The organism is Sulfurospirillum diekertiae (assembly GCF_002309535.1).
Taxonomy (GTDB): Bacteria; Campylobacterota; Campylobacteria; order Campylobacterales; family Sulfurospirillaceae; genus Sulfurospirillum; species Sulfurospirillum diekertiae.
Genome location: NZ_CP023275.1, coordinates 2514517 through 2539197 on the forward strand (window position 1 = coordinate 2514517; position 24681 = coordinate 2539197).

The window sequence follows — 24681 nt, forward strand, 5'->3', positions numbered from 1 at the left end:
CAAAGGCGACGACCTCAGGGGTGTATTTGATATAGTTTATCCATACACGCATGACTCATCCTTTTGTTGTGATATTTACAACCTAAGCATACTTCGTTCCAAAGCGTTACATGTAAAGTGGATATGCCTCAATTTTTTCATGCAGTTTATGGGCTAAATAGTAATGCGCATAGCCAAGTTCGCTCAAAATCAACTTCGCTTCTTCAAGGTATTTTTGTTTTTTTGCTGCATCCCAATGTTTGGGAGGTACACCCAAATTGGTAATGCGATCGGCAAGCTTGACCAGTGCTACGCAGTTTTGACGCTTTTTCAGTCGCTCAAGACTGTCTCGCATCTGCGCCTCTTTAGAAGGCAGGGTTTTATCTTTGGTAAGCGCTTGTACCCCTTTGGCGATCACTTCACGATTGCCTGCTAAAAAACTCTCTTTGGTAATTTGGGTGGTTGTATCTTCATTGACATCATGCAAAAGCGCGCACGCAATGGCAACATTGTTTTCATCGAAACTCAGTGGTTCCATATAAAGAGCGTTAATCACTTCACTAGCAACACTTAAAAGGTGCATCGAGTAAGGCAAGCCGTGTGGGGTTTTTTGCTCACCGTGCGCGAGAAGGGCAAACGCGAGATTTTCTTTAAAAAAATCCACACTAAAAAGCTCTTTAGGCAAAGACTCTTCACTGCGTTTGACCTGTGGTAATGATGGTTTTTTATCTTTTTCGATTTTGGCATAGTGTGCCTCTTCCTCATCCTCGCTGAAGAAAAACAGATAACTGCCTTTTTCACAGACAAACTCCAACTCTTCAAAACGCTCATGCTCACCAACAGTGGCATAAAGGTTTACATGTAAAATCTTTGTGAACATTTCACTCGGAGAATAAGGCATTTTTGCAGGGGGAAGTGGAATGCTGTCGAACTTAAAAAACTCAAAATAGCCCAAAGAACCACCCGCAACATGAAAATTAATGGTGAGGCTTTTAGGTTTCCCCTCTTTGAGATAAACAATTTCGATGAGCGCATGCAGCGTATAAAGACCGATGACTTCACACCCTTCAATGTCGTTTAAATAAGCCCATTTTTTATCCATAAGTGACCTTTACATGTAAAGAGTGTAACTACTTTTTACAGAGTTCATCAAACCATGCGTCATTTTCAGAGGAACGGTTCATTTTAGAGCGTAAAAGCGTTTCGCGTACTGAGACCAAATCGTCTAATTCTAAGAACTCTAACATTGAAAAGGAAGAAATTGGAGCATTTGGATCAGATTCTATCAATTTTTCGATTTCTTCTATAAGTGCCATTTTATCGGCATTCTCTGGCATACATTGACCTTTCGTTAACAAACTATGACTCTTTTTATTGTATAATACCTTACATTTCATGCAGATTAGTTTCTGTAACTTATAAGGAAAATGAATGAAAAAACACATTTTATGGTTAGTTGCGCTTCTTTCTAGCACACTTTTTGCCGCAACAGACGCACAGATTGTTGAACACTTTAAATCAACGATTCAAGTACCCAATATTACCATTGAAGTTGTCTCTCGCAAAAGCGTTGATGGCATTGATGGCATGGATTTCGTGACTCTCAATCTTACCGATGGAACACGTTCACAAAAACTCAGTATCTTTACCAAAGATGATTTGATTTTCCCTGATGTTATCAGCATCAAACAAGGCGGAAGCATCAAAGAGATGATGGAGATGGCAGAGCTTCAGAAAAAGCTTTCAGCAATCTACAAAAAAGAGGAAAAGAAAAATATAATCTCTTTAGGTAATGATCCTAAAAAAGATACCTTGGTCGTTTTTACCGATCCTGAGTGCCCTTACTGCAGACAAGAGCTTGCTCAAATCGAACAAAGACTTACAACTAATAACCTTAAGTTGATTTTCACACCGGTTCATGAGCGAAGCTCTCTTGAAAAAGCAGCTGTTATCTACACGGAAACTGCCAAAGTCAAAACCGATGCAGAAAAAATCAAAATCTTGAAAAAATACTACGATGAAAACATCAAATTTGATCAAAAAGTTAGCGATGCTGAAGTCGCTCACATTGATGAACTTAAAAACAAATACTTTGGTGCTGGCATCAAAGGCGTTCCATTCATCGTTAAAGAGAAAGAGCTTTTAAAATAATCTTCGCCTTTCTATCCCGCTTCTAAAGGCGGGATAACTCTAGTTCAAAGAGGTTTGTATGACAGAGATTGCCCTTTTTGCGTGCATTGGTGTGTTACTGGCTTCTGCTACAACTCTGTTTATACTTCTTCAAAATCAAAAAAAACAAACAATACCTCAGAATGTTGCCTCTTTCGATGATATTTTTCAATCCATTCCCCTTCCCTTTCTCTACAAAAAAGAGAATAAACTTTATTACAATAAAGCGTTTGAAAAAGCGTTTGGATCTTTTTTGAAAGCAACCATAGATCATATTAGTACACTTCCAAAAAGTGGTGAACACCCTCTTCTACTCACCTTTGACAACAATATACCTAAGCAAACAACCGTTCATATGTCAACCCTCTTTGATGCTCAAAATAGTATTATAGGCTTTGCAGCACTGATAGTTGACATCTCAGCACTGCATAAAAGCAAAGAGCTTCTTTTAACGCAAAAAGAGAGATTGGAACTTGCGCTTGAAGGAAGTGATGAAGCTTTTTGGGATTGGGATATGAAAAGCGACGATGTCTTTTACTCTCCAAAATGGAAACAGCTCATGGGCTATCATGAGACTGAAACCCCTTCAACACTCTCCTCATGGCTAAATTTAGTCCATTCTAAAGATATGGCTTTGGTCAACGAACGTCTTAAAGCGCACTTGGATGGTCATAGCGAATACTTCATGGTTGATCATCGCATTCGTCAAAGTGAACCTCTTCGTTGGGTGAAAGTTCGTGGTCGCGTCATTCGTGGGAAAAATGATCGCAATATCCGTATGGTTGGTATTATTCGTGATATAAGCCAACAAAAAGCCAGTGCCGCTCAAGAAACTATAGAACATGAACGGTTTATCGCTTTTGTGGAGCATATTCCCGCTCCCGCCTTTATTAAAAATGCGCAAGGGAAGTATCTTTATATGAACCAAGCGTATCAAAAATTTATCGGCTTCAAAACATGGAAAAACAGAAATGCTGCCGATATTTTTGACTCTCATACGGCAGAAGAAATTGCCGAAACAGACCGTCTTTCTCTTTATGAAGGAATCGTGACACACGATATTAGCTTACCGACGGCAGAGGGAGCTAAGAGTTATTTTCATCTTTATAAATTTGGTATTGAAAGCGAAAATGAAAAATTACTCTGTGGCTTTGGTATTAACAAACCGTTCAAAGAGTAAGTGTATTATTTGACAAGATTTTGGGCAGAGGTCTTCTCCAGCCAAAAGTCTTGGCATAGCAAAGACTTTTGATACATGCCCCTATAAAATCACGATAGGACAAAACCATGCAACCCAACCTTTTGATGATTGAAGATGATGTCGAACTTGCAGAAATTTTATGCAATTTTTTAAAACGCTACAACATCATCGTCACCAACTATGAAGACCCCTATCTAGGCATTAGTGCCCTAAGCCTCACCAAATATGACCTGCTGATTTTAGACCTTTCTCTGCCCGGGATGGATGGATTAGAAATTTGTAAAGAGGTTCGTTCTAAAAGCGATATTCCTATCATCATCTCCTCTGCTCGTAGCGATTTGGAAGATAAAATCATAGGTTTAGAGCTGGGAGCAGATGATTATTTGCCCAAACCTTATGAGCCCAAAGAACTTTATGCACGCATTATGAGTGTACTCAGACGCTATAAAAAAAGTCACTCTACCTGCGAAGACGTCTCATCATCTGCCCTTTTACTGAAAGAAGAGAGTCATACTATTTTATTTAACAACACCCCGCTTACACTCACCCCTGCCGAGTACGATGTCTTAGGTCACCTCATCAAAAAAAATAACTGTGTTGTTTCTCGAACGGAACTCCTCAATAGCACACTTAGCCTGAACGAAGATAACGAAAGCAGAAGCCTTGATGTTCTTATTAGTCGCATCCGAACCAAATTAGGAGAAAGTTCTAAAGAACCTCATTTTATTCACTCGGTACGTGGCATCGGTTATAGGCTTCAAGCATGAGATGGTATCATTCGATTATTACGCGTATTACGCTTATCTTTGCGCTCGCGCTTATCGGCATTGGCGCTATCTTTTTTTCACTCACCATGCATGAGCGAGAGACCAATCTAAGACGCATGCACGATTATTCGCATCTTGCTGTGCGTTCCGCCATTGATCCTTCCACCAAACAACTTGATTTTAGTAAACTTGATGAAATGGGCTTTATTCTCGTAGAAGATAAAAAACTTCGGGAGAAGCTTCTTTCCTTGCCTAAACCGCCTCGTCCTTTTCCTATAATCAGACAAATGGAAGAGAAGATGCGACTGGGGCTCGATGTCATTCCTTATGGCATTCATATCTATGCTATTTTACAAAAAAGAAACGATGAGCCTGTGATCTTAGAAGTGCCTTTTGAAAAAGAGGTTTTTCCTCAAATTCTTTTTCCATTCCTCACCTTTGCCTTTGTGATTTTCCTTTACATTGGCATTATTCGAAGTATTCTTCCTCTTAAAACGCTCAGGGAGAAGATCAAACACTTCGCTAATGGTGATTATGACATTACATGTAATAGTACGAAAAAAGATGAAATAGCTATGCTTGCCAACGAATTTGAAAGTGCCGTCATTAAAATAAAAGCGCTGCGTGATTCACGGCAACTCTTTTTGCGTAACATTATGCACGAGCTGAAAACACCGATTACCAAGGGAAAACTTGCCGCTGAGATGATCGAAGATGCAACCTACACCAAGATATTGCAAAATGTTTTCAAACGCCAAGAAGCTCTGTTAGAAGAGTTCTCGCGCATTGAAAAATTAAGCTCAGATGAACTTAAACTGGAGATCAAACACTATCACATCGAAGATGTGGTAGACTTTGCGCTTGATATTTTAGATGATAAGCAAGAGAACATTACATGTAAACTCACCCCCGTGGAACTCAATGTTGATTTTGAGCTTTTTGGTGTAGCACTGAAAAATCTTTTAGACAACGGCGTTAACTACGCCACAGACCACCATGTCTTCTTGTGCAATGATGCTAAAAGTATCACCATTTCCAACAAAGGTCCTGACTTGGAGTTCTCACTAGAGCGTTACGCAGAGCCTTATTTTTTAGAAGGTAAAAAACAAAAAAGCTCCCGTGGACTTGGTTTTGGTCTGTTTATCACCTGGCACGTCATTCGGTTACATGGCATGAAACTTGCCTATAAACATGAAGGCGATACCAACTATTTTTATATTTACATGTAACGTTAAGAAGGAGAGAAATTTATGGCATATTCAGTGGGTATTTTTATCTTTGACAATGTTGAAGTCCTTGATTTTGCAGGTCCTTATGAAGTTTTTACCACCGCGTCACGTGTCTTTAACAAAACGGCTTCTTCTCCAGAGAACCTTGCTTTTGAAGTCTTCACCGTTGGGAAAACCAAACAATCCATTTATGCAAGAGCTGGGCTCAAACTGCATCCTGATTATTCCATTACTTCACATCCAACACCCGATCTTTTACTGATCCCCGGTGGCGTGGTCACCAAAGAGCTTGAAGACAACGATATCGTTTCATGGATCAGAAGTACCTCGTCTCATACCACGATCACCGCTTCTATCTGTACGGGTGCGTTTTTACTCGCAAAAGCTGGACTCCTAGAAAGCAAATCCTCAATAACCCATTGGGAAGACATTGACGATCTTCGTGCCATGTTTCCCACTTTACATGTAAAAGAAAACAGGCGCTGGGTCGATGAAGGAAACATTGTCACATCCGCAGGCATTTCAGCAGGCATTGATATGAGCTTGCATCTTGTAGAACGCCTGATGGGAAGAGAACTTGCTCTTCAGACCGCCAAACAAATGGAATTTGACTGGATACAAAATGTGCCACTGCTCTCATAAATACACTCTTTTAAGCTCATATTTTAACTAGATTTATATAATACGCTTGTTTGTTTTAGAATCGCTGCAAGGAGTGTATGATACTCAACCATTTATATACGCTTACATGTAAAGAAGGGGCACGCTTTTGTGTGAGACTCAGCGATGCGTCACATCCCATTTTTCAAGCGCATTTTCCTACAAATCCTATTCTTCCTGGGTTTATTTTACTTGATTTAAGCGCAGAAATTTTGGGAATTGAAATTGTAAAAATTCAAAAAGCAAAATTTTTAAAAAATATTACGCCTCTTAGTGTGCTTTGGTTCGACACGCAAACGCATGAAAAAACACTCAAAATTCGTGTCACACAAAATGAACAAAAAGTAGCAGAACTTACGTATGAAAAAAGATGATATCGTTGTTGTGATTCCCACGTACAATAATCCTCTTACCATTGAGAAAGTGGCACAAGACGTTTTAGCACACGGGTATGCTTTGATTATTGTGGATGATGGCTCTGAGATCAACGTAGCTGACATCATTCCAAAACCGCATGAAAAACTCACGATTATCAGGCACCTAACCAACCAAGGTAAAGGCGCTGCCATCATGGCAGGTGCTCACGAAGCTCAAAAACGCGGGTTTGACTCCTTTATCAGCCTAGATGGCGATGGACAACATCTGGCTTCTCAAATTGAAAAGATATGCGACGCCTGTGATGGTAAAGATCAAATTATCATCGGAGCACGTAACTTTGAGATCAACGATGTTCCCAATGGCTCCAAATTTGGCAGATGGTTTAGCAACTTTTGGGCCTGTTGGGACACCGAGCAGAGTATTACCGACTCGCTTTCTGGATTTAGACTCTACCCCACTTCCATCCTAGACCTCATCATCCAAACCAAACGGTTTGACTGGGAAATGGAAGTGCTTGTCAAACACGCATGGAAAGGTCGCCTCATCAAAGAGGTGAGCATTGAATGCTATTACCCTACCCCAGAAGAGAGAGTGAGTCACTTTAAAAAATTTTGGGATACCGCGGCGATTGTTATGGTACATGTCAAACTTTTGCCGTGGAAATTTTTTCTCAAGAAAAAGTACCAATGAACACGAAACAGCGAGGAAGCGGCTGGAGTATCAAACTCGTTTTTACCTTTTACAGACTCTTTGGCTACACGTTTATCTATTACCTAATGTATCCTGTAACCTTTTTCTATTTTTTAGTTGCTGGCAATGTCAAAGAGGCACTCAAAGATTACTATGCACATATCAACCAGCCATTTAACAACGGAATCTATTTTGAACACTTACGTCACTTTGCAATCACCATGTGTGACCGTTTTGTCTCCAAAGTGAGCCCTCAAGATTACACCTTTGAGATAGACAATAAAGAAGCGTTGATGAACCATCTTCATCAAGGTGGCATCTTGCTTTTATCGCATTTTGGCGGTTGGGCGAGTGCTGGTAACTGTTTTTCAGATCTTAAAATCAACATTGTCATGCAAGAATCACTCATTGCACCCATCAAGTGTATTGAAGACAACCTCGAAACCAAAAATCCACATCTCAACATCATCAATCTCTCCAAAGGTGGAGTGTATGTCACCATGAAAATTGCTTCAGCACTTCTCAATAACGAAATTGTAGCGATGATGGCAGATCGTGCAACGGAAGCCAAAAACAGAGAGTTTGTCACTTTTTTTGGCAAAAATGCAGCATTCAATAAAAACCCTTTTAGCATCGCTTATAAAACCGAAAAACCGCTCATGGGTATTGCCTTTAGTTATCAAAAGCCCCAACATTACCGTATCGAATTTATTGAAATCACCATGAACAAAAACAACCATACAGAAGAAGAGATACACAAAGCCATGCAAACTTATGCCGATTTTTTTGCATCGCATGTTCGTGCGTACCCTAATCAATGGTTCAATCTATACCCTTTTTGGAAAGAGGAAGTACCTTTATGAAAAAAGTTTTAGTCACAGGAGCAACCGGTAGTCTTGGCGAGGCCATTGTGCGCTATTTTGCCAAAGAGGGTTACTTTGTGTATATCCACTACAAAAGCCACAAAGAGAAGGCTCTTGCACTGCTTGATGAGATCAAACATGGGGAGATTCTCCAATTTGACATCACACAAAAAGAGGAAGTGAAACTCGCCTTAGAATCTTTACATGTAAACGTGTTGGTGAACAATGCAGGCATCACCAAAGATAAGCTTTTTTTCTTTATGGAAGACGAAGCGTGGAGTGATGTCATGGATGTTAACCTTAACAGCCTTTTTTATGTTACCAAACAAATTCTGCCAAATATGATCAAAGAAAAAGCAGGCTCCATCGTCAATGTCTCCTCCATTTCTGGTCTCGTAGGAAATGTGGGGCAAGTGAACTATTCAGCTGCAAAAGGTGGCATCATCGCTTTTACTAAGGCGCTTTGTGCGGAAGTAGCACGCTATAATATCAGAGTCAATGCCGTAGCGCCGGGTGTGATTGAATCTGAGATGGTTCACGCTGTGGATAAAAACATCACCGATCTGATTCCCTGTAAACGTCTCGGTCGTCCCGAAGAAGTCGCTGAAGTCGTCTTTTTTTTAGGCGATAAAGCAACCTATGTGAATGGTGAAGTGATCAATATTAGTGGAGGAATGGTAAGGTAATGCATATACTTTTTTCGTTTTTATACGCACCCATCGTTGTGGTGCTCCTTGGTTATTTTGATATTAAAACTGTCGCTATAGGACTCTTTGGCTTTGGTGTTCTTTGGCTTTTGAGTCAAAAAAAACGCGAGATCAAAACCACAATTTTTCCTCTTTTTTACATGGCGGTAGCACTAGGAGCCTATTTTTTAGATGACTTTTTGGTGCTCAAATTTCTACCCCTTTTGATTTCTTTGGCATTTATCTTTTTCTTGATTGCAAGCTATTTTGATAACGACTCCATCATTTTACACTTTGCGCGCAAAATCCATAAACGTTCTCTTAGCGTCGCAGAAGAAGCATACGTCAACCGTTCAACGATTTTTTGGATAGCCCTTGCAAGTGTCAATATCCTTTTACACGTTAGCATACTGCTTCTTAAAAATGACCACTATTGGATTATGTACTCTTCCTTTGGCTGGTATTTGGTTTTTATCCTAGGCGGCATTGTGCAGTTCTTGCACCGCCATTTTATCTTTCTAAAACGGTTGTGATCCATGAAAGTCATCGTTTTAGGCTGTCTCTTTTTTCTGTCTCTTTTTGCCAATGACAGCGCTGCTTTCAAAGAGACACGCTACCTCTATGCGCTTGATAAGAACGTCACTTTAGAGGGGTATATCACTTTTGGAGAGCAAAATATCGTCATCGAATATGTCAAACCTGAGCCTAAAGTCTTGACCTATTTTGAAGAAAAGCTCACCATTCAAGATGCCAAAGGCTATCACGTCATTGATGCGCAAAGTATGCCTTCTCTGAACTATTTTTTTATGATTATCAAAGCGGTTCATGATGAAAACACACTCTTGCTCAATTCCTTTTTTGATGCAACAACACAAGGCGATGAGACCCTCTTAACCCCCAAAGGCGTAGCGGCGGAAGTGCTTGAGGAAGTGCGTATTGTACGGCATGAAAAGAAGCTTCACTCTTTACATGTAAAGATTAAAAACGGCGATAGGATCACCATTGAAGTTCTGGACTAAAACCCTCAATCTTCTTCTATTTGCCATCGTTGGCACACTTTTTTTCGTTTATCAAAACACCGTGCATGTTTCCACCAATTTACTCTCTTTTTTACCTGAGAGTAAAGGTAAAGAGGCACTTGAAATCTATTCACAGTTCAAAAATTCTAAAGAAATTTTGATCGCTTCGGAAGGGTTCGATAAAGAGTCTCTTGCCAAAATAAAAACCATCGAAGATACACTGCTTGCTTCCAATCTTGTAAAATTGGAAAGTAGCATAATGCCGAATGCAAAGCTGATCGAATACACCAAAAATAATGCTTTTTACCTCAAAAACCTCAATAAAGACGACTCAGTCAGCATCCACGAGAAGCTAAGATCGCTTTATGAAAAAATGACAAATAATCCCTACTATACGGCGATAGACGCCTCTGATCCGCTGGGGTATTTTACACTCAAAGAGAAACCCATCACGATGAGCATTCGCGATGGTCACTTAGCCTTAGGTGACTTTGGGTATTTTAGTGTTTTTAGCATCAAAGACACTTCCAACACGATAGAGAGTTACAAAACCGTTTACGATCTTGTGCATCAAGAACTCAAAGGTATGCAAAATGTCCGCGTCTTTAGTCCGACCTTTTACTTTGTGGAAAACTCTCAAAAAATTCAAGAGGATGTCAATTTTTTAATTGCTCTCTCGACTGTTTTACTTCTGATACTCTATATTTTCATCATTAAAAACATCTACCTTCTTATTAATACCATTGTGACGCTTACCACCTCAACGCTTCTTGCATTTTTGCTCATGGGTATGATTTGGAGTGAAGTCTCCATCTTTGTGTTAGCCTTTGGTAATGCCATTGGCGCACTGGCGATTGATTACATGTTTCTCTACTATTTTTGCGGTCATTACGAACACAAAAAAGGGTTTAACACCTCCGCTTTTTATGGCTTTTTAACGACATTTGGCGGGTTTATGGTCTTTTCATGGATCAATTTTCCCCTCATCCAACAAGTGTGTGTGTTTGCGATGTTTTCACTCTCGCTCTCTTATCTTCAATTTGTTTTTCTCTTTCCGCGTATTGGGTTTAAAAAAGCGCAACCCTTTGCAAATTTCACCTTCTCATTTCCACTTCCTTACCGCGCCATCGCCTTGCTTTCTTTGGTAGCCATCACCGTTTCCGTCTATTTTTTACAGGTCGATACCAACATCAAAAAACTTGACTACCAAAATACGGCCTTGATGCAAGAGGAAAAATTCTTTAAAGACGCGATTAAAAAAGAGGGCTATACGCCTATTTTAATCGAAGCTAACTCGATTGATGAGCTTATAGCGCATAGTAACACCATCAAAAATCGTTTTAAAAATGCCACCGTTCCGCTCTCCTACTTTTTCGATAAAGCCTTTTACAAAGAGCGAAAACAAGAGCTTGAAGCTTTACATGTAAAAGAGAAAAAAGTGCACATCGAAGAGGAAGCTACGAAGATTGGTTTTCGTGAAGGCTTCTTTAAAAACGCCTATAACGATCAGCTCTTATCTCCAAGTTACCCCAAGCTTGAGCTCGAAACGCTGAATGCGATGGGGTTTGATGTCGTATACAAAGAGGGTCAATATTTCACGTACGCGCTTGTTAAAAACAGTGAGCGAGGGTTATTGGAAAAGCTTGACTTTGCTTACTCCATTGATGCGAACGGGATGTTCCTCGTCGCACTTCAAAAAATCATGCACCAATTACTTCTCAGTGGAGCGTTAAGTGTTGCTTTTAACGCCTTCATACTTTTTGCCGTTTGCCGCAAGACATTGGCACTGAGTTCGAGTTATGTTTTACTCCCTTCTGCCCTTATTTTAATGCTTTTAGGGCTTAATTTTACGATTATTCATCTTTTTATGCTGTTTATTGTGATCTCCTTTGGAATTGACTATGGCATTTATATGGGAAGCAGAAAACATCTTGAAAGCGAGACTAAAAGTACGATCGTAGCTTCTCTCATCAGTGCTTTCGCTGGCTTTGGGGTCTTGGTCTTTAGCAACATTGGAGCACTTCATTATATGGGTTTAGTTTCATGTATTGGCATAGGCGCTATTGTCGTTTTATTAATGGGGAGGACAAGTCATTGAGAATGATCGTACAAAACGATGATGGTAGCAAAAACGTTTACGAGAGTGAGAGCCTCGTTAACACAACACTCAAAAACCAAGTCATCCTTGTTCCCTCCAAAAGCAAAGAAGCAAATGCCATTGAGATTTTTAGAGCTTACCTTTCAGGTGCGAAGCCTATTTTATACGACCAAGAAAATCTCTCACTCAAAGAAAAAATCGAATCACTGGGCGCTGAAACATTCAACAACATTGACTTTGCCGCCATGTTTTTCACCTCAGGCAGTACGGGATTTCCAACGGGTGCTTTTAAAAGTAGAGAGAACATCGAAACCGATATGGAAGCCTTACTGTTAGAATTTGGAAATTTTGAGATTCAAACAGTGGTTGCAACCGTTCCTTTCATTCATATCTATGGTTTTTTAGCCGCCCTTTTGCTACCGCTTAAACTGAATGTCGATTTGCTCTTTAAAGAGCATTTCCTGCCGCACGATCTACTGGCATCTGCCAAACCTCACCACCTTATCGTGACCACACCCCTTTACATCAAATCGCTTTTGAGGTTGGATGAAACCAAAGATTTGAGCCAGACGATTTTCATAAGTTCCACAGGTCCTTTGCCCACTGAAATCGCCAAAGAATTTACCGATAAATTCAACACCACGCTCATTCAACTCTTTGGCTCGACTGAATGTGGAAGTATCGCTTTTAAAAAACAAGACGATACCTTTTGGACACCTTTTCAAGGAGTAGAGATAACGCTCAATGCCGAAGGACTTTTACATGTAAAGTCTCCGTTTATCTCAAAAACCTTGTGGCAAGAGGGTTTGCTGCAAACATGTGGTGAAATTCAGAGCTTTGATTATGCAATCCTTGAAAAGGGAAAGTTTCAACTCATTGGGCGAAGCAGTAACATTGTCAAAATCGCAGGAAAACGTTATGCAACGGCGCAGATCGAAGAGATTTTAGAAGCACTGGAAGGTATTTCTAAAGCGCTGGTACATGTCAAACACAACAATGCGGAGCTGAAAGATGAAATGGTGGTGATTTTCTTAGAAACGACTCAGCCGATCACGCTAAAAACAGTCAAAAGCACGCTTAAACATCGTATTGGAAAGATCAATTTGCCTATCGAATTGCACATTGTCGATAAAATCTCTACCACGCTGATGGGGAAAAAATGTATGCCTCTACTCTAAGAGGATGGCAAGCTTGCCATCCTCTTTGGTGTATTAGAGCAAGCTAAGTTGTACTTGAATGGCCTTGTTAAGGTTTTGAATCCATCCGTTGTAATTACTGTGAATCGTATTGTTTTCCGCGTTATAATCTAAATTAATACTGCTTTCGTAGTTAATGCTATATTCTTGTGTATTGTACGTAATCGCAACCACAGCGGTATGCGTTCTTAAAACAAGCGTACCCTTTAGCAAACCCTCTTTCTCTTTTTTGATAATCCAGCCAAGTCCTCCGCCCGCACGGATAATGGCTTTTTCAACATCAGACATGCTTGCTTTTTTATCTGCTGTTACAGCAATGGCATTGTTATTAACATTATAAACAGGTGGTGTTCCACAACCCAAGAAAGTGACACTTAAGACAAAGGCAATCGTTAACATCAGAAGCTTTTTCATTACCATCCTTTAGAAAAATTTAAATTCATTCTATTGACATTAAGATTAAATTTTACTGAGTTTGTAGTATTTAAAAGCCTAAAATAGGCACTTATCACTTAATGTAGCCCTAAAATTTCTTTTCCATGAATTAGTTTGTTGTTGATTTGACACAGCGAATAAAATACCATCGAGGTAGAGAGTGCCTCAATAGGTTTTCCAAAGGTATCCATCGTAATGCCCAAGAGATGAAGTTTGGTATTTTGCAGTTTAATTCTACCCGAAATATCACTGGCAACAATAAAAACTTTCGCATTTTGAGCCGATAGTACCACCGCTTTTGTACTTTTAATGGTACTGTTGATAATCTTTACATCTGAATTAATAATTCCCAATTCTTCAATCACCGCATCTTTAATGATGATTTTTTGAGAATTAATGATGCTCATATTCCCAATTCTTCCTGTGTAAACTCTACCATCAATATCTCTAATGGTGGCACTATAGTTGGGAGCATTGGGGGGTACGGTAGGTCGCACAATTCCTTCTTGATTTAAAAGATGTGCCTCAAGAAGATTTAAAAAGGTTTCTTCATTACTGATCATAGGAACATGCCCCGTACGTGGGAGTATTTTCAAAGAGGCATTGGGCATCAGTTTATGCAGAACATAGCCTGTTTCTACGGGAGCAACAGTGTCTGTTTCACCCCAAATAATCGTCGTTCTTGTGTTAATTTTTTGAGGAATTCCGTTAAAATTCTCCTCTACCAACGCAACGGCGGCAATGCTATAAGGGCTTCCACCTAGAATGGTAGCACGCAAATCTTCACTGGAGAGAACCACCTCCATATCTAAAGACATTTTACGATCAATTTTTTCTGCGATTTTATCAATAAACGAGGTTACTTTTTGCGTTTGAAGCCCTTGTATCAGACCATTTTGCTCATCAAAAAAAGCATTGACACCATTTTGCACTAAAAAGTTATTGTACTCAGAGCGATGCAGTATCCCCGCCGCATCCACAAGCACTAAACTCTCCACGTCGGAAGGATACATACTGGTATATTTCAGCGCTATCGCCCCACCCATCGAGTGCCCCACCAAATGAAACGGCTTTTTGACATATGTTTGAGTGATGTAGTGAATAAACTTGGCATAATTAAGCGGAGAGTAGAGCTCATTGGATTTACTCGATTGCCCAAATCCGGGAAGATCAAATGTCACCACAAAGTAGTCATCTTTCAACCGCTCAATACTGCCCTCCCAAATGGTAGACGCTTCATCACCCAACCCATGCACTAAAACGACTGCCGGATTATCAGGATTACCGACGGTTTGCAGATAAACAGAAGCATTAAAAATAGGCTCAGTAATAAAAGTTCCACGGAACTCTTCCGCATGAAGTCCTACAATAAAAACCCACATCAGCACAAAAATTTTCATACACTACCCTCTTCAAGCACAACCATCAATGATCCACTCACAGACATCATCCCACCCTCTTTTTCAAACACCTCAAAGTAAAACTCGCTCGCATTTCCAAGCGATGCACGCGCTTCAATGATAATGACACAGGTTAAGCTTTGTACCTTTATATGTAAAGAGACGTCTTTGATCAAAACCAAAAAACCATTTTGGAGTGTATCTGATTTGGCAAAGGCTGATGAGGCTTGAGCGGCGGCTTCTGTGAGCATGGAAAGCGTTGGTAAACATGGAAATTCACACAATACCGTGGCATATTTATCGTTACATGTAAAGACTTCTTTGACAAAACGAATCGGTGGAAGATGGGGCAAATTCATAAATTCACCTCAATAATGGCACGCTCTAATTGCGGTGCATTTTGCGCTACATGTAACATCTCACTGATAGAGTTTGGAATACCTTTCAGTTCACTTTTTTGAAGCCTTAAAGTCGCTTCTCTTTCCGTCACACGCACCACTAACGCCACCCCACTTTCAAGGTAATCAATACAGTGATTGACCTGTTCAATACCTGTAATATCTAAGGTTTCAAAGCATAAAAGAAGCAGTGTATCACCATCCAATGCTTTCAGCGCTCCTGCTTTAAGAACATTAAGTGCCGTCTTATCGCCACTGGAGATGGTTAAAATTTCATTCTGGTTGTGGTACAAAATGGAAAGGTATGAAACTGCGGTATTGTAAACTGAATTTTGAAAATCGGTGGGACTAAGAGGCTCTTCCTTATCGATCGCATTTAAAATATTTGCCGTCGTTTCAAGCTCGCCAAATGCACTCCCACACAAAATACGACCGCCTTCAAAATGCTCTACGCTGTGCAACAACTCTACACATATTTTAGCCGCTTTGGTCAAACGGCGACGCGTCATCATGTGTGGTACAAGTTCTTTAATGCGAGGTAGCTCAATGCTGATTTCGCCCAGCCGATACGCACTGCTCAAAATTTCTAAATTAACTTTCATTGGGGTAGTCCAAAAAGAAGTGCCGTGTTATTGCCACCAAATGCAAGTGAATTGCTCAAAGCGTAACGAAGTGTTTGAGATTTGGCAGCGTTTACCAAGTTAAGCGTTTTATTTTCAGGCTCAAAAAGATTCGTATTAGGTGGAAGTATCTGCTTTTGAAGTGCCATAGCACAAACGATCGCTTCCAGTGCGCCTGCTGCACCAAGCGTATGCCCCGTAATCGATTTGGTGGAGCTGACAGACACTTTGTCTCCAAGCAATCTCGCAATGGCACACGCTTCACTGGTATCGTTTGCCTGCGTTCCAGTACCGTGCGCGTTGATGTACCCTACTTCTGATGGCATAATGTGAGCACATTGAAGCGCTTTTTGCATTGCGAGGAGTGCTCCTTCTCCATCAGGACTTGGGTGCGCCATATGATGCGCATCCGAGCTGTACCCCGCACCCAAAAACTCAATGCTCTCTTTGCAAGGCGTGTTTTGCAGCAACACAACAGCGATGCCTTCCGCCACATTCATGCCATCACGATTCATATCAAAAGGCTGACACGGACGCGAACTTAGCACGCCAAGTGCATCAAAGCCTCGTATGGTTGTCAATGAGAGCGTATCAATCCCTACCACCAAAACACTCTCATACACCCCTTTAGCGATCATCTCATAGCCATACCCCAAAGCATTGGCACTGGAGGTGCAGGCGGTTGAAAAGGAGATGTCATCTTTAAATGTGAAGTGTTGGGAAAGGATGTGCGCGATGGCATCAATCGCATGCAGTTTTGGGTCGATGTTGGCATAGTGATGGTCTCGCAAAAAGAGAAGTTCGCTTCTTTGCATTCCACCGACGGAAGAGCCGATAACCAGGAGTGTATTTTCAAAATTTTCAAGGCTACTTTGGACTAAAACCTTTTTACATGTAACCGCTAAAAGGGATTCAATGGAAAAAGGTTTTTCGATTTTACCTAAAGCGATGGACTTGTTAGGAATGAAATCATTGAAAGATTTTATGCCACTTTGACGCTTACAAATCGCCTCAAACAGTGCTTCACTACTTTCGCCTGCACAGCAAACCGACTCAAAGCAATTAACATAAACATTATTTGTGGGCATTAATAAAATCTAATAAACTTTGAACATTTGCAAATATTTTTTCGTATTCTTTGGAGTCAGAAATTTTGACACCAAATTCTTTGTCAATGGTTAAAACAAGCTCAATGGAATCCACAGAATCGAGCCCTAAACCATTCTCTCCAAAAAGTGGCATCGTGTCATCTATATCTTCAGGTTTCATATCTTCTAATTTCAAATTTTTAATCAAAATCTCTTTCAGTGTTCGTATATCCACCATTGTTTATTGACCTTTAACTATAGCGTTTAATTTTAATTTCAAGTGTACTTTAACCTATCTTGTACTTTTATAAAAAAGCCAATAAATAGCAGGATACTGGCATTTTATGTCACTCTTTTGGCAAGCATTCAGTCGTGAAAAACCAAACCAGTTACAAACCTTAATATTGTTTTAAATAATTTCCACTATAATGCTCGTAATTTCAAGACTTCATTAAGAAACAAAGAACTTCACCTAAAACCTACCAGATTTGAGAAATCCTCAGTGAGTATGTAGGTTTTTGCATACGATATTGACGGGTTCGTCCCCCATTAAAATTTTTATGTACATAAGTTTTGTGCCTAGCCGCACGTTAGTATTGTTTTGGAAAAATCACATACATGGAAAACACATGGAAAATAACACAACCACATTTGAATCATTTGGCTTAAACCCAGAGATTCTTAAAGCCGTCGTAGAGGCTGGCTTTACAGAACCAAGTCCCGTACAAGTCGAGGCGATCCCTTTAGTACTAGCGGGTAACGACATCGTTGCTCAAGCACAAACCGGTACCGGTAAAACGGCCGCTTTTGGTCTCCCAACACTCAGTATGCTCGACCAACACCTTAATAAAGTACAACTTTTAGTCATTACACCAACACGTGAACTTGCAACGCAAGTCAGTGATGAGCTCTACTCACTCGGTCGTTTTTGCGGTATTAAAACCGTTACCATCTATGGTGGTAGTTCGTATTCACGTCAAATTGGCTTGATCGAAAAAGGTGCAAGCGTTATCGTTGCCACACCGGGTCGTATGCTTGATCTTCTTAAAAATGGCAGACTTCCAGGTTTTGCTCCTAAGATGGTCGTTTTAGATGAAGCGGATGAGATGCTTGATATGGGCTTTTTAGAAGACATTGAAGAGATTTTTACTTACCTTCCCAAAGAGCGTCAAACCCTACTTTTTTCTGCAACGATGCCAGATCCTATCAAACGTCTTGCTAGCAAAATCTTACATGAGCCAAAATTTGTCAGCATTACGCCAAAAGATCACACCACCAATGAAGACATTGAACAACTTTACTACGTGATCAACGAGTATGAGAGAGACGATGCAATGATTCGTCTTTTGGACGCTTTAGAGCCTGAAAAATCCATCGTTTTCTGCCGTACCAAAAAAGAGGTTGACAGACTTTCAACCCAACTCATGGCAGTCGGTCATGCAGCCAAAGGGTTGCATGGTGATATGGAACAAAATCAACGTGAGAGCGTGATTAAAGCATTCCGTAGTTCACAAATCGAAATCCTTGTGGCAACCGATGTTGCGGCACGTGGTTTGAATGTTGCTGACATCAGCCACGTCTTTAACTACCATATGCCATTTGATCCAGAGAGTTATGTTCACCGTATCGGTAGAACCGGACGTGCGGGCAAAAAGGGTACAGCAATTACCTTGGTAACCCCAATCGAATTTCACTCCATGCAACGTATCGGTAAAAAAGTCGGTTCTAAAATCGAGCACAGAATTGTTCCAAGTTTACGTGATGTGAAAGAGAACAAGCTCGTTAAAATTGCCGATGATATTAAAAATGCAGAGCTTAACGAAAATGCAAGCAAACTACTTTCGATTCTTGAAGAAGAGATGGATATGTCGCAAATCGCGCTTAAACTGCTCTCAAATCTTCTCAAAGAGAACACTCCAGTCGGTCCTGATAAAATCGGTTTAGATAAAAAGACCTTAGAGTCTGTCGTTAAAAACATCGAAGAGCGTGATGGTGGTCGTGGCGGCAGAAGTGGCGGTTACAGAGGAAACTCTGGCGGCGGTTACAGAGGCTCACGTGATGGTGGCGGTTATAGAGGAAACTCTTCACGTGACGGCGGTGGCTATCGAGGTACATCATCCACAGGTTCTCGTGATGGTGGCGGCTACAAAGGTTCTAACCCACGTGATGGCGGAAGCAGAGATGCTCGCCCTCCACGAGGTGATGGTGTTCCTAGAAGTGATAGCAGAGGCGAAAGCCGTAACCCTTTTGCGAAAGAGGGAAGCAGTTCAGCACCACGCGAAGGCGGATACAAAGGAACTCGTGATAGCGGCGATAGCAGACCACCACGCGCGCCAAGAGCCGATAGACCCAGTGCTCCACGCTCTGATGCAGGACGCGCTCCCAAAGCCGCTCCAAGAAACGCATACAAAAAAGACTAATAACGTCTAGAGTTTGGCTTCGCAAGAAGCTAGACTCTGGCTTGTAATACAATGGCGTGATGTTTATCACGCCATCGCTCCTCGTTTAATTTTCCTTCTCGATCATTGCCTTCAACGCTTCAGCGTTTTCAATATACGCCACTTTTTCAACCTGTTTATTTTTCAGTGTTACCACCGTAATGCCATCCACTTTTGCCCCTTTTTTCAAAGAGGTAGCAATCGTCTCATCCAAAATGAGATTGACACTGTAAGGTTGTGTTTTAAGATCAGGAAGTGCAAACGTATTGCGTATCACCACAGGCATCGGACTGATGTCCGCCACAAACGCCGCATGATGCGTCGTGAGATAATCCGCACTTTGCGCCCCAAGAAACGCTTTAACCGCATGTCCCGTATCTTTTGCAAATACTAAAATGAGCGTATGAATCGAATCATCCAGTGTATGTGCTTTGCCAAATTGATCAAAAAGCGTGTACGAGATCGTCGAGCCGACATTTAGCCCATCGCTCAGCGACACCGAAGACGTATGCCCCTCATACGTATCTTTACCTTTCAACAAAAACAGCACTCCCGCCGCAACGACAAGAAGCGCCAATACGCCCAGTAATATCTTTTTCATATCAAACCTTGTATGCTAAATTTACGGAAGATTGTACCGTAACTCCTCTTTGCTTTTTTTCGCACTCGTAACTACACCCTATCCAGCGCTAATTTAAGACCTAAAATACCGAGTACACTTCCTGCGATTCTATCGATGTATTTCTTCGTGCGCAAGTAAATCTTTTGAGCTTTTTGAGTCGATAAAAGTCCAACAACACATGAGTACCACGAAGCATCAATGATAAATGCGATAAGGCAAATGAACAGCGTTCCAAAAGGCGGTACCTCTTTGGGAAGCAAAGCGGCAAAAATACTTCCGATGATGATCGCCGTTTTTGGGTTGCTCATCTGTGTGGCAAAACCAAATAAAACGGCCTTAAAAAAACTCTTTGGTTTGTGCTCTAAACTGAGCTTAGTCTCTAAAGGTGTGGCGGCGTACTTCCACATTTTATAGGCTAAATAGACAAGGTACATGCCTCCTGCTACTTTTAAAGCGCCGTACAAAAAAGGCACGGTTTCTAAAATGGCGTAGAGTCCAAAAATGGCCAACAGTGAAAACACAACCGCACCCATTCCCAAACCAATCGCCACCCCAAACCCCTCTTTGCGAGACTTGGAAACAGCCGTTTTGACGATCAAGATAAAACTAGGTCCCGGACTCATCGTCCCTAACATAAATACCGTCGCTATCGCTAAAAGAAAAGCATATTCACCCATGATGTGCCTTTACATGTAAAAATTTTAACCAGAATTTTGGCTTATGAAAGTTTAGCATGTGAATGTGGATACGGAGATAAGAGAGGTTGTTTAAATGGTTTTTTTGATAGGATTTCTTGGAAAGTATTTACATGTAAAGGAAATAAAGATAGAACAATGATACATAATATGGTATTTGTTATAGAGTATTATGATAAAGAAAACGATACATTTATAAAAAATGAATTAATTTCTCTATGTACGATTAAAGACGTAAAAAATATTTTGATGGAAGTTTATAATGATGAAAAACATATAGGTATTAGTGTGAATGATGAATATTTAGCGGGAAGCTATCCTATTACAGAGAAAGTAAAAGAAAAAATATATTTAAAATTTGGAATGGATGTGGATATCGAACATTATGATTGTTTTCTATCTCAAGAATATAAAAGTGCTTTAACAAAGAACAATAATATATAACTACTTTGAATAAATTACTCTTTCAAATGCTTACGAGACACCATCACGCCCTTATACCCTGTCGTTTTCACCGCTTCTAAATAAACTTTATCCTCAATGCCATCTTTCGCAACGACTCGCGCCAATTTTGTCTCTAGCGTCACTTTGGCATTTTCCACACCCTCAACGCTTTTGAGTGCTTTTTTCACGGCGGTAGTACACAAAGGACAGTGCATTTCAGCGACTTTGATGACCACTTCTTCTTTGGCAAAGAGCATTAACGGTAAAAGCAAAATTAACCATTTTTTCATTCGTCATTTCCTATGAAAAGATTCGCCACTTCGGGATAGAGTAAAATCACTAGAATTATCCCTAAAATGATGGAGTAAAACCATAAATAGCGTTTTCGCTTTTGAGGATTACATGTAAAGGTGTGATGAGCGTAACTACGCCATGAAAGCCACAAAACAAAGAGCGATAAAAGAGAGAGCGGTATGCGAAACGGGGTGAGGACTTCTAAGAAACTTAGAAATCCAAACGAGATTCCAAAGAGTAAAAACAGCAAAGGTGGCAGACAACATGCCGTGGCGGCAAGGGCTGAGAGCAGCGCTGTGAGTACACCTAGAATCTCTTTTTTCATCGTTTAGAGTTTTTCTTGTGAATTAAAGCTATATGCAAACGATGCAGGAGCGTAGTAGTCTAAGACTTCATCTTCGACTTCGGCGTACGGGTAACCAAACATATTGATCGGTTTTTGCGTCGGTGTTGGAGCAAGTACGAAATCTCTTCCGTGGTTGTAACCCATCCAGTTCATTTCCCAGTTGCCAAAGAAGTAATCGCGCACTTCTTTAATGAGCGGATCATTTAGCGTCATTTTTTCGGTTAAAATGACTTTAGCCACATCGGCAGGATCGCATGGAACCCAGCCTGCGCCATCAATGTAAAATTCACTTCTACAATGCTCTGCTCCCGTAATTTTCGCCAACCCTTTTTCATCGCTGCTTCCGCATGCTTTGGAGTAACGCGAACTGCCTAAACGAATACCAAACACTTCACGAGCCGGCACGCCCACACTTCTCATAAGCGCGACAAAAACAGAGCTGATGTCCGTACATTTGCCGCCCATGATGTTATTTTCGATGGCTTTGCCCGCATCTCCTAAACCACAACCGATGACAGCGTTGTCGCGGTACATATTTTCCGTCACCCAAAGGTAAATTGCTTTGGCTTTTTCAAGCGGTGTTTTAGAAGTAGCTGTGATTTTAAGGGCTAACTCTTTGACTTTACCACTCGTTGGAATGTGCGCCGTTGGTTTGAGGTAGTGTGCAACGTCTTTTGGGTATTTCATTGAGGCGGTTGCTTTGGAAAGATCGCCGTTACGCTCCGACGTGGTAACGGTGTATGTTACTTCTAAAACTTTCTCGCCGCCCTCTTTCCACTCAGCGTAAAGCGTTCGGGCTTTGTAACTGTTTTTGTCGGTCACATACGCATTGGTGGCATTGGAGTTAAATTTAAAATCGCTCACTTTTTGATAACTTGTCTCTTGTGGAAGTGGAACCCAAAGTTTCGTCAAACCATTTTTATTTTCGTGTTTGAGATTGTAACTGTTTGTGACGAAAAAAATACGTGTTTTTGATTTTGGTTCACTCGCTTCTAAAACAGAAACGTGAGGTAAAATAACACTACTTGCACCAAGTGCAACACATCCTTTGATAAAGGCTCTTCTTTGCATTGTAAATCCTTACATGTAAAATGGCACAAAGAGGAGAAAACATAAAAGTAGTTAGAAATGGAGTTAATACGATTATGTTTGTCTAAACCTTAGACGTTGTGCATTGGAGGGATTTTACAGTGGATTAGCTTAAAAATAAACTTAGAAGTTCTGATAATTAAATATTATCAGAACTTACTTAAGCCTTACGCAACTTTAGATGATTTTTTTTTGCTCTTCTTAGAAGCTACGTGATGTTTAGGGGTACTTTTTTTAGAAGCCGTTGCTTTTTTAGCAGTTTTTGCTTTTACAGTTTTTGTTTTTGTTGGTGCTGCATCTTCTGACGAAAGATAGCTTTGAGCAAATACTGATGATGATAAAAATGCAACCATAGCCATAACTAGTGTTAAACGTTTCAACATGTTTTCTCCTTTCTTAGAAATAAAAGCGCTATTGTACAATGTAAAATCTAAATTTTTTCCAAAATGTGTAAATACTCGTAGTTTAGGCGTTTTTTGAGCCTATTTTGATAAGACTTAAAACGTTGATGTGGTATTTTTACATTATTATATTTTCCATATTTTTTCATCATGGAAGCAATCTCTTCACAAGCGATTAATCCCTCATCATTATAACTCAAAAAAATATACGTAAACTGTGCCTCTTGAATCAATTTTTCCAATGCACTCAAAGCCGTTATAGGCTTACAATACGATGAGCTTTCATAACTCCTGACACCGGTTTTACCTTTAGGATGAAACGGATCATAATGTGCAATGGTATTTAAAATATGATAATTTGCGCCATATTGACGACGATTATACGGGGGATCCAGATAGAGAATATCGCCCTTTAGTTTTGAGATGAGCACATTGGCATCTTCGCAAAAAATCTGATGAGGCTTATACGTTGGCTGATACTCCAATGGTTCAAACGATAATGAAATTTGAGCTAAAGGCTTTAAATGCTTTAAAAAAGCGCTGTACACGGAAGCCGTATTGGCAACTTTATCGGCACTGAGCAACAAGGATGCTAACAGAAAAAAGTAGTGTTTTTCATCTTTTTTATACGCTTCAATCCCTTGGCGCAAGGCATCTATTTTTTTGCCATTTTCATCACTAAAATAGTTTCTACCGCTTCCGCTACCGTGACAATAATAGTCATAAATTAGCCCCTCTTTAAGAGGTAATTCATTCAGCGATGCCATGATGTTAGAGACATCATCAAGCACGCCTGTTTGCAAAAGCGCCTGATTGAGGACATAGCTGTAGTATTCAAGATCGTTGCTCAAAATCGTGCACCCTTTTTGCGCAAATGAGTGCCCAACGATGCCGCTACCCGCAAAAAGATCACAAAAGACTGTGGAAGAGAGATCATGCCCCACAAAAGCTTCTATGGTGGCATGAATGAAAGGAAGAAGCTTTGCTTTTGAACCAATATAGTTCATCTCTTTTCCTCAAAATTTTCCATATCATAGCAAAAGTAGAACACTTTTTGCTTAGGGATACGTAAGAATTTTTCAAAGGATAAAACATGCATTTTTTAGTGGTTGATGATAGCTCAACAATGCGCAGAATTTTGTGCAACACCTTAGGCAGTATCGGGTACAGTACAACAGAAGCAGAAGACGGACTGGATGCGCTTAAAAAAATCAAAAATCAAAAATTTGATGCCATCATGACTGACTGGAATATGCCTAAAATGAACGGCTTAGAGCTTGTACGCAACCTTAGAGCCATGGAAGAGTATAAATACACTCCCATCATTATGGTCACAACCGAAGGTGGCAAACGTGAAGTGATTACCGCCATAAAAGAGGGCGTTAATAATTATATTGTCAAACCTTTTACGGCTAATGTTCTTCGTGAAAAACTGAAAGAGATCGTCTAAAATTCTTTCTCTTTTGCTCACGTGAG

General features: G+C 40.4%; 31 protein-coding genes. 16 read left to right on the forward strand and 15 right to left on the reverse strand.

Annotated elements, in window-relative coordinates:
- Positions 1-106 precede the first annotated feature (106 nt).
- A complete protein-coding gene (locus tag SJPD1_RS12920; RefSeq protein ID WP_168171367.1) occupies positions 107-1081 on the reverse strand; it encodes an HD domain-containing protein in 975 nt (324 codons plus the stop codon).
- Between the two features lie 28 nt (positions 1082-1109).
- Complete coding sequence (locus SJPD1_RS12925; protein ID WP_096047504.1) at positions 1110-1316, reverse strand: hypothetical protein; 207 nt, start codon at positions 1314-1316, stop codon at positions 1110-1112.
- A gap of 94 nt (positions 1317-1410) precedes the next feature.
- Between SJPD1_RS12925 and SJPD1_RS12930 the strand changes: the two genes are divergently transcribed.
- The 13 genes from SJPD1_RS12930 (at position 1411) to SJPD1_RS12990 (ending at position 12917) form a co-directional block, all read left to right on the forward strand.
- Positions 1411-2130: a thioredoxin domain-containing protein gene (locus tag SJPD1_RS12930; RefSeq protein ID WP_096047505.1), complete on the forward strand. Its 720-nt coding sequence runs from the start codon at positions 1411-1413 to the stop codon at positions 2128-2130.
- Positions 2131-2188: 58 nt separating this feature from the next.
- Positions 2189-3328, forward strand: a complete 1140-nt coding sequence (locus SJPD1_RS12935) for a PAS domain-containing protein (protein ID WP_096047506.1) — start codon at positions 2189-2191, stop codon at positions 3326-3328.
- A gap of 107 nt (positions 3329-3435) precedes the next feature.
- Entirely contained in the window at positions 3436-4116 is a 681-nt protein-coding gene (locus SJPD1_RS12940; protein WP_096047507.1) for a response regulator transcription factor, read from the forward strand.
- A complete protein-coding gene (locus SJPD1_RS12945) occupies positions 4113-5345 on the forward strand; it encodes an ArsS family sensor histidine kinase (protein WP_096047508.1) in 1233 nt (410 codons plus the stop codon). The genes SJPD1_RS12940 and SJPD1_RS12945 overlap by 4 nt, the downstream gene beginning before the upstream one ends.
- Before the next feature lie 21 nt (positions 5346-5366).
- Entirely contained in the window at positions 5367-5987 is a 621-nt protein-coding gene (locus SJPD1_RS12950) for a DJ-1/PfpI family protein (RefSeq protein ID WP_096047509.1), read from the forward strand.
- Positions 5988-6064: 77 nt separating this feature from the next.
- Entirely contained in the window at positions 6065-6379 is a 315-nt protein-coding gene (locus SJPD1_RS12955) for an ApeI family dehydratase (protein ID WP_096047510.1), read from the forward strand.
- Positions 6366-7073: a glycosyltransferase family 2 protein gene (locus tag SJPD1_RS12960; RefSeq protein ID WP_096047511.1), complete on the forward strand. Its 708-nt coding sequence runs from the start codon at positions 6366-6368 to the stop codon at positions 7071-7073. Before SJPD1_RS12955 ends, SJPD1_RS12960 begins: the two co-directional genes overlap by 14 nt.
- Positions 7070-7936: a lysophospholipid acyltransferase family protein gene (locus tag SJPD1_RS12965; RefSeq protein ID WP_096047512.1), complete on the forward strand. Its 867-nt coding sequence runs from the start codon at positions 7070-7072 to the stop codon at positions 7934-7936. Before SJPD1_RS12960 ends, SJPD1_RS12965 begins: the two co-directional genes overlap by 4 nt.
- Positions 7933-8622, forward strand: a complete 690-nt coding sequence (gene fabG / locus SJPD1_RS12970; RefSeq protein ID WP_096047513.1) for a 3-oxoacyl-ACP reductase FabG — start codon at positions 7933-7935, stop codon at positions 8620-8622. The genes SJPD1_RS12965 and fabG overlap by 4 nt, the downstream gene beginning before the upstream one ends.
- A complete protein-coding gene (locus SJPD1_RS12975) occupies positions 8622-9155 on the forward strand; it encodes a hypothetical protein (protein WP_096047514.1) in 534 nt (177 codons plus the stop codon). Before fabG ends, SJPD1_RS12975 begins: the two co-directional genes overlap by 1 nt.
- A 3-nt stretch (positions 9156-9158) precedes the next feature.
- Positions 9159-9641 carry a hypothetical protein gene (locus SJPD1_RS12980; protein ID WP_096047515.1) on the forward strand — a complete coding sequence of 161 codons (483 nt, stop codon included), beginning with the start codon at positions 9159-9161 and terminating at the stop codon, positions 9639-9641.
- Entirely contained in the window at positions 9625-11739 is a 2115-nt protein-coding gene (locus tag SJPD1_RS12985) for an MMPL family transporter (protein WP_096047516.1), read from the forward strand. Before SJPD1_RS12980 ends, SJPD1_RS12985 begins: the two co-directional genes overlap by 17 nt.
- 2 nt (positions 11740-11741) lie before the next feature.
- Entirely contained in the window at positions 11742-12917 is a 1176-nt protein-coding gene (locus SJPD1_RS12990) for an AMP-binding protein (RefSeq protein WP_226372303.1), read from the forward strand.
- A gap of 33 nt (positions 12918-12950) precedes the next feature.
- Here SJPD1_RS12990 and SJPD1_RS12995 read toward each other — a convergent pair whose 3' ends face one another.
- From SJPD1_RS12995 to SJPD1_RS13020, 6 genes are all read right to left on the reverse strand, one after another.
- The gene (locus SJPD1_RS12995; RefSeq protein ID WP_087439545.1) at positions 12951-13349 is read right to left on the reverse strand and encodes a hypothetical protein; all 399 of its coding nucleotides are present in this window, start codon (positions 13347-13349) and stop codon (positions 12951-12953) included.
- A gap of 98 nt (positions 13350-13447) precedes the next feature.
- Complete coding sequence (locus tag SJPD1_RS13000) at positions 13448-14770, reverse strand: alpha/beta fold hydrolase (protein WP_096047518.1); 1323 nt, start codon at positions 14768-14770, stop codon at positions 13448-13450.
- On the reverse strand, positions 14767-15129 hold the full coding sequence (locus SJPD1_RS13005; RefSeq protein WP_096047519.1) for a hypothetical protein: 363 nt from the start codon (positions 15127-15129) through the stop codon (positions 14767-14769). Before SJPD1_RS13005 ends, SJPD1_RS13000 begins: the two co-directional genes overlap by 4 nt.
- The gene (locus SJPD1_RS13010; RefSeq protein WP_096047520.1) at positions 15126-15770 is read right to left on the reverse strand and encodes a beta-ketoacyl synthase chain length factor; all 645 of its coding nucleotides are present in this window, start codon (positions 15768-15770) and stop codon (positions 15126-15128) included. Before SJPD1_RS13010 ends, SJPD1_RS13005 begins: the two co-directional genes overlap by 4 nt.
- Positions 15767-16876, reverse strand: a complete 1110-nt coding sequence (locus SJPD1_RS13015; protein WP_096047521.1) for a beta-ketoacyl-[acyl-carrier-protein] synthase family protein — start codon at positions 16874-16876, stop codon at positions 15767-15769. The genes SJPD1_RS13010 and SJPD1_RS13015 overlap by 4 nt, the downstream gene beginning before the upstream one ends.
- Positions 16863-17114 carry a phosphopantetheine-binding protein gene (locus SJPD1_RS13020; RefSeq protein WP_096047522.1) on the reverse strand — a complete coding sequence of 84 codons (252 nt, stop codon included), beginning with the start codon at positions 17112-17114 and terminating at the stop codon, positions 16863-16865. The genes SJPD1_RS13015 and SJPD1_RS13020 overlap by 14 nt, the downstream gene beginning before the upstream one ends.
- Positions 17115-17505: 391 nt before the next feature.
- On the opposite strand from SJPD1_RS13020, the gene SJPD1_RS13025 reads away from it, so the two are divergent.
- Positions 17506-19296, forward strand: a complete 1791-nt coding sequence (locus tag SJPD1_RS13025) for a DEAD/DEAH box helicase (protein WP_096047523.1) — start codon at positions 17506-17508, stop codon at positions 19294-19296.
- A gap of 85 nt (positions 19297-19381) precedes the next feature.
- On the opposite strand, the gene SJPD1_RS13030 is transcribed toward SJPD1_RS13025, so the two are convergent.
- Positions 19382-19915 carry a hypothetical protein gene (locus tag SJPD1_RS13030; RefSeq protein WP_096047524.1) on the reverse strand — a complete coding sequence of 178 codons (534 nt, stop codon included), beginning with the start codon at positions 19913-19915 and terminating at the stop codon, positions 19382-19384.
- 71 nt (positions 19916-19986) lie between these two features.
- The gene (locus SJPD1_RS13035; RefSeq protein ID WP_096047525.1) at positions 19987-20613 is read right to left on the reverse strand and encodes a LysE family translocator; all 627 of its coding nucleotides are present in this window, start codon (positions 20611-20613) and stop codon (positions 19987-19989) included.
- Positions 20614-20649: 36 nt separating this feature from the next.
- On the opposite strand from SJPD1_RS13035, the gene SJPD1_RS13040 reads away from it, so the two are divergent.
- Positions 20650-21075: a DUF7683 domain-containing protein gene (locus tag SJPD1_RS13040; RefSeq protein WP_138070112.1), complete on the forward strand. Its 426-nt coding sequence runs from the start codon at positions 20650-20652 to the stop codon at positions 21073-21075.
- A 14-nt stretch (positions 21076-21089) separates the two neighbouring features.
- On the opposite strand, the gene SJPD1_RS13045 is transcribed toward SJPD1_RS13040, so the two are convergent.
- The 5 genes from SJPD1_RS13045 to SJPD1_RS13065 form a co-directional block, all read right to left on the reverse strand.
- Complete coding sequence (locus tag SJPD1_RS13045; protein ID WP_096047527.1) at positions 21090-21365, reverse strand: heavy-metal-associated domain-containing protein; 276 nt, start codon at positions 21363-21365, stop codon at positions 21090-21092.
- Complete coding sequence (locus tag SJPD1_RS13050; RefSeq protein WP_096047528.1) at positions 21362-21694, reverse strand: mercuric transporter MerT family protein; 333 nt, start codon at positions 21692-21694, stop codon at positions 21362-21364. Before SJPD1_RS13050 ends, SJPD1_RS13045 begins: the two co-directional genes overlap by 4 nt.
- 3 nt (positions 21695-21697) lie before the next feature.
- Positions 21698-22786, reverse strand: a complete 1089-nt coding sequence (locus SJPD1_RS13055; protein WP_096047529.1) for a transglutaminase-like domain-containing protein — start codon at positions 22784-22786, stop codon at positions 21698-21700.
- 185 nt (positions 22787-22971) lie between these two features.
- The gene (locus SJPD1_RS13060) at positions 22972-23187 is read right to left on the reverse strand and encodes a hypothetical protein (RefSeq protein WP_096047530.1); all 216 of its coding nucleotides are present in this window, start codon (positions 23185-23187) and stop codon (positions 22972-22974) included.
- 47 nt (positions 23188-23234) lie between these two features.
- On the reverse strand, positions 23235-24212 hold the full coding sequence (locus SJPD1_RS13065) for a DNA adenine methylase (protein ID WP_096047531.1): 978 nt from the start codon (positions 24210-24212) through the stop codon (positions 23235-23237).
- An 86-nt stretch (positions 24213-24298) separates the two neighbouring features.
- On the opposite strand from SJPD1_RS13065, the gene SJPD1_RS13070 reads away from it, so the two are divergent.
- The gene (locus tag SJPD1_RS13070) at positions 24299-24655 is read left to right on the forward strand and encodes a response regulator (protein ID WP_096047532.1); all 357 of its coding nucleotides are present in this window, start codon (positions 24299-24301) and stop codon (positions 24653-24655) included.
- Positions 24656-24681 lie beyond the last annotated feature (26 nt).

Bases quoted from the DNA above. Each gene is read 5' to 3' on its own strand.
- SJPD1_RS12920 (WP_168171367.1), bottom strand. From the start codon at position 1,081: ATGGATAAAAAATGGGCTTATTTAAACGACATTGAAGGGTGTGAAGTC.
- SJPD1_RS12925 (WP_096047504.1), bottom strand. From the start codon at position 1,316: ATGCCAGAGAATGCCGATAAAATGGCACTTATAGAAGAAATCGAAAAA.
- SJPD1_RS12930 (WP_096047505.1), top strand. From the start codon at position 1,411: ATGAAAAAACACATTTTATGGTTAGTTGCGCTTCTTTCTAGCACACTT.
- SJPD1_RS12935 (WP_096047506.1), top strand. From the start codon at position 2,189: ATGACAGAGATTGCCCTTTTTGCGTGCATTGGTGTGTTACTGGCTTCT.
- SJPD1_RS12940 (WP_096047507.1), top strand. From the start codon at position 3,436: ATGCAACCCAACCTTTTGATGATTGAAGATGATGTCGAACTTGCAGAA.
- SJPD1_RS12945 (WP_096047508.1), top strand. From the start codon at position 4,113: ATGAGATGGTATCATTCGATTATTACGCGTATTACGCTTATCTTTGCG.
- SJPD1_RS12950 (WP_096047509.1), top strand. From the start codon at position 5,367: ATGGCATATTCAGTGGGTATTTTTATCTTTGACAATGTTGAAGTCCTT.
- SJPD1_RS12955 (WP_096047510.1), top strand. From the start codon at position 6,065: ATGATACTCAACCATTTATATACGCTTACATGTAAAGAAGGGGCACGC.
- SJPD1_RS12960 (WP_096047511.1), top strand. From the start codon at position 6,366: ATGAAAAAAGATGATATCGTTGTTGTGATTCCCACGTACAATAATCCT.
- SJPD1_RS12965 (WP_096047512.1), top strand. From the start codon at position 7,070: ATGAACACGAAACAGCGAGGAAGCGGCTGGAGTATCAAACTCGTTTTT.
- fabG (WP_096047513.1), top strand. From the start codon at position 7,933: ATGAAAAAAGTTTTAGTCACAGGAGCAACCGGTAGTCTTGGCGAGGCC.
- SJPD1_RS12975 (WP_096047514.1), top strand. From the start codon at position 8,622: ATGCATATACTTTTTTCGTTTTTATACGCACCCATCGTTGTGGTGCTC.
- SJPD1_RS12980 (WP_096047515.1), top strand. From the start codon at position 9,159: ATGAAAGTCATCGTTTTAGGCTGTCTCTTTTTTCTGTCTCTTTTTGCC.
- SJPD1_RS12990 (WP_226372303.1), top strand. From the start codon at position 11,742: ATGATCGTACAAAACGATGATGGTAGCAAAAACGTTTACGAGAGTGAG.
- SJPD1_RS12995 (WP_087439545.1), bottom strand. From the start codon at position 13,349: ATGAAAAAGCTTCTGATGTTAACGATTGCCTTTGTCTTAAGTGTCACT.
- SJPD1_RS13000 (WP_096047518.1), bottom strand. From the start codon at position 14,770: ATGAAAATTTTTGTGCTGATGTGGGTTTTTATTGTAGGACTTCATGCG.
- SJPD1_RS13005 (WP_096047519.1), bottom strand. From the start codon at position 15,129: ATGAATTTGCCCCATCTTCCACCGATTCGTTTTGTCAAAGAAGTCTTT.
- SJPD1_RS13010 (WP_096047520.1), bottom strand. From the start codon at position 15,770: ATGAAAGTTAATTTAGAAATTTTGAGCAGTGCGTATCGGCTGGGCGAA.
- SJPD1_RS13015 (WP_096047521.1), bottom strand. From the start codon at position 16,876: ATGCCCACAAATAATGTTTATGTTAATTGCTTTGAGTCGGTTTGCTGT.
- SJPD1_RS13020 (WP_096047522.1), bottom strand. From the start codon at position 17,114: ATGGTGGATATACGAACACTGAAAGAGATTTTGATTAAAAATTTGAAA.
- SJPD1_RS13025 (WP_096047523.1), top strand. From the start codon at position 17,506: ATGGAAAATAACACAACCACATTTGAATCATTTGGCTTAAACCCAGAG.
- SJPD1_RS13030 (WP_096047524.1), bottom strand. From the start codon at position 19,915: ATGAAAAAGATATTACTGGGCGTATTGGCGCTTCTTGTCGTTGCGGCG.
- SJPD1_RS13035 (WP_096047525.1), bottom strand. From the start codon at position 20,613: ATGGGTGAATATGCTTTTCTTTTAGCGATAGCGACGGTATTTATGTTA.
- SJPD1_RS13045 (WP_096047527.1), bottom strand. From the start codon at position 21,365: ATGAAAAAATGGTTAATTTTGCTTTTACCGTTAATGCTCTTTGCCAAA.
- SJPD1_RS13050 (WP_096047528.1), bottom strand. From the start codon at position 21,694: ATGAAAAAAGAGATTCTAGGTGTACTCACAGCGCTGCTCTCAGCCCTT.
- SJPD1_RS13055 (WP_096047529.1), bottom strand. From the start codon at position 22,786: ATGCAAAGAAGAGCCTTTATCAAAGGATGTGTTGCACTTGGTGCAAGT.
- SJPD1_RS13060 (WP_096047530.1), bottom strand. From the start codon at position 23,187: ATGTTGAAACGTTTAACACTAGTTATGGCTATGGTTGCATTTTTATCA.
- SJPD1_RS13065 (WP_096047531.1), bottom strand. From the start codon at position 24,212: ATGAACTATATTGGTTCAAAAGCAAAGCTTCTTCCTTTCATTCATGCC.
- SJPD1_RS13070 (WP_096047532.1), top strand. From the start codon at position 24,299: ATGCATTTTTTAGTGGTTGATGATAGCTCAACAATGCGCAGAATTTTG.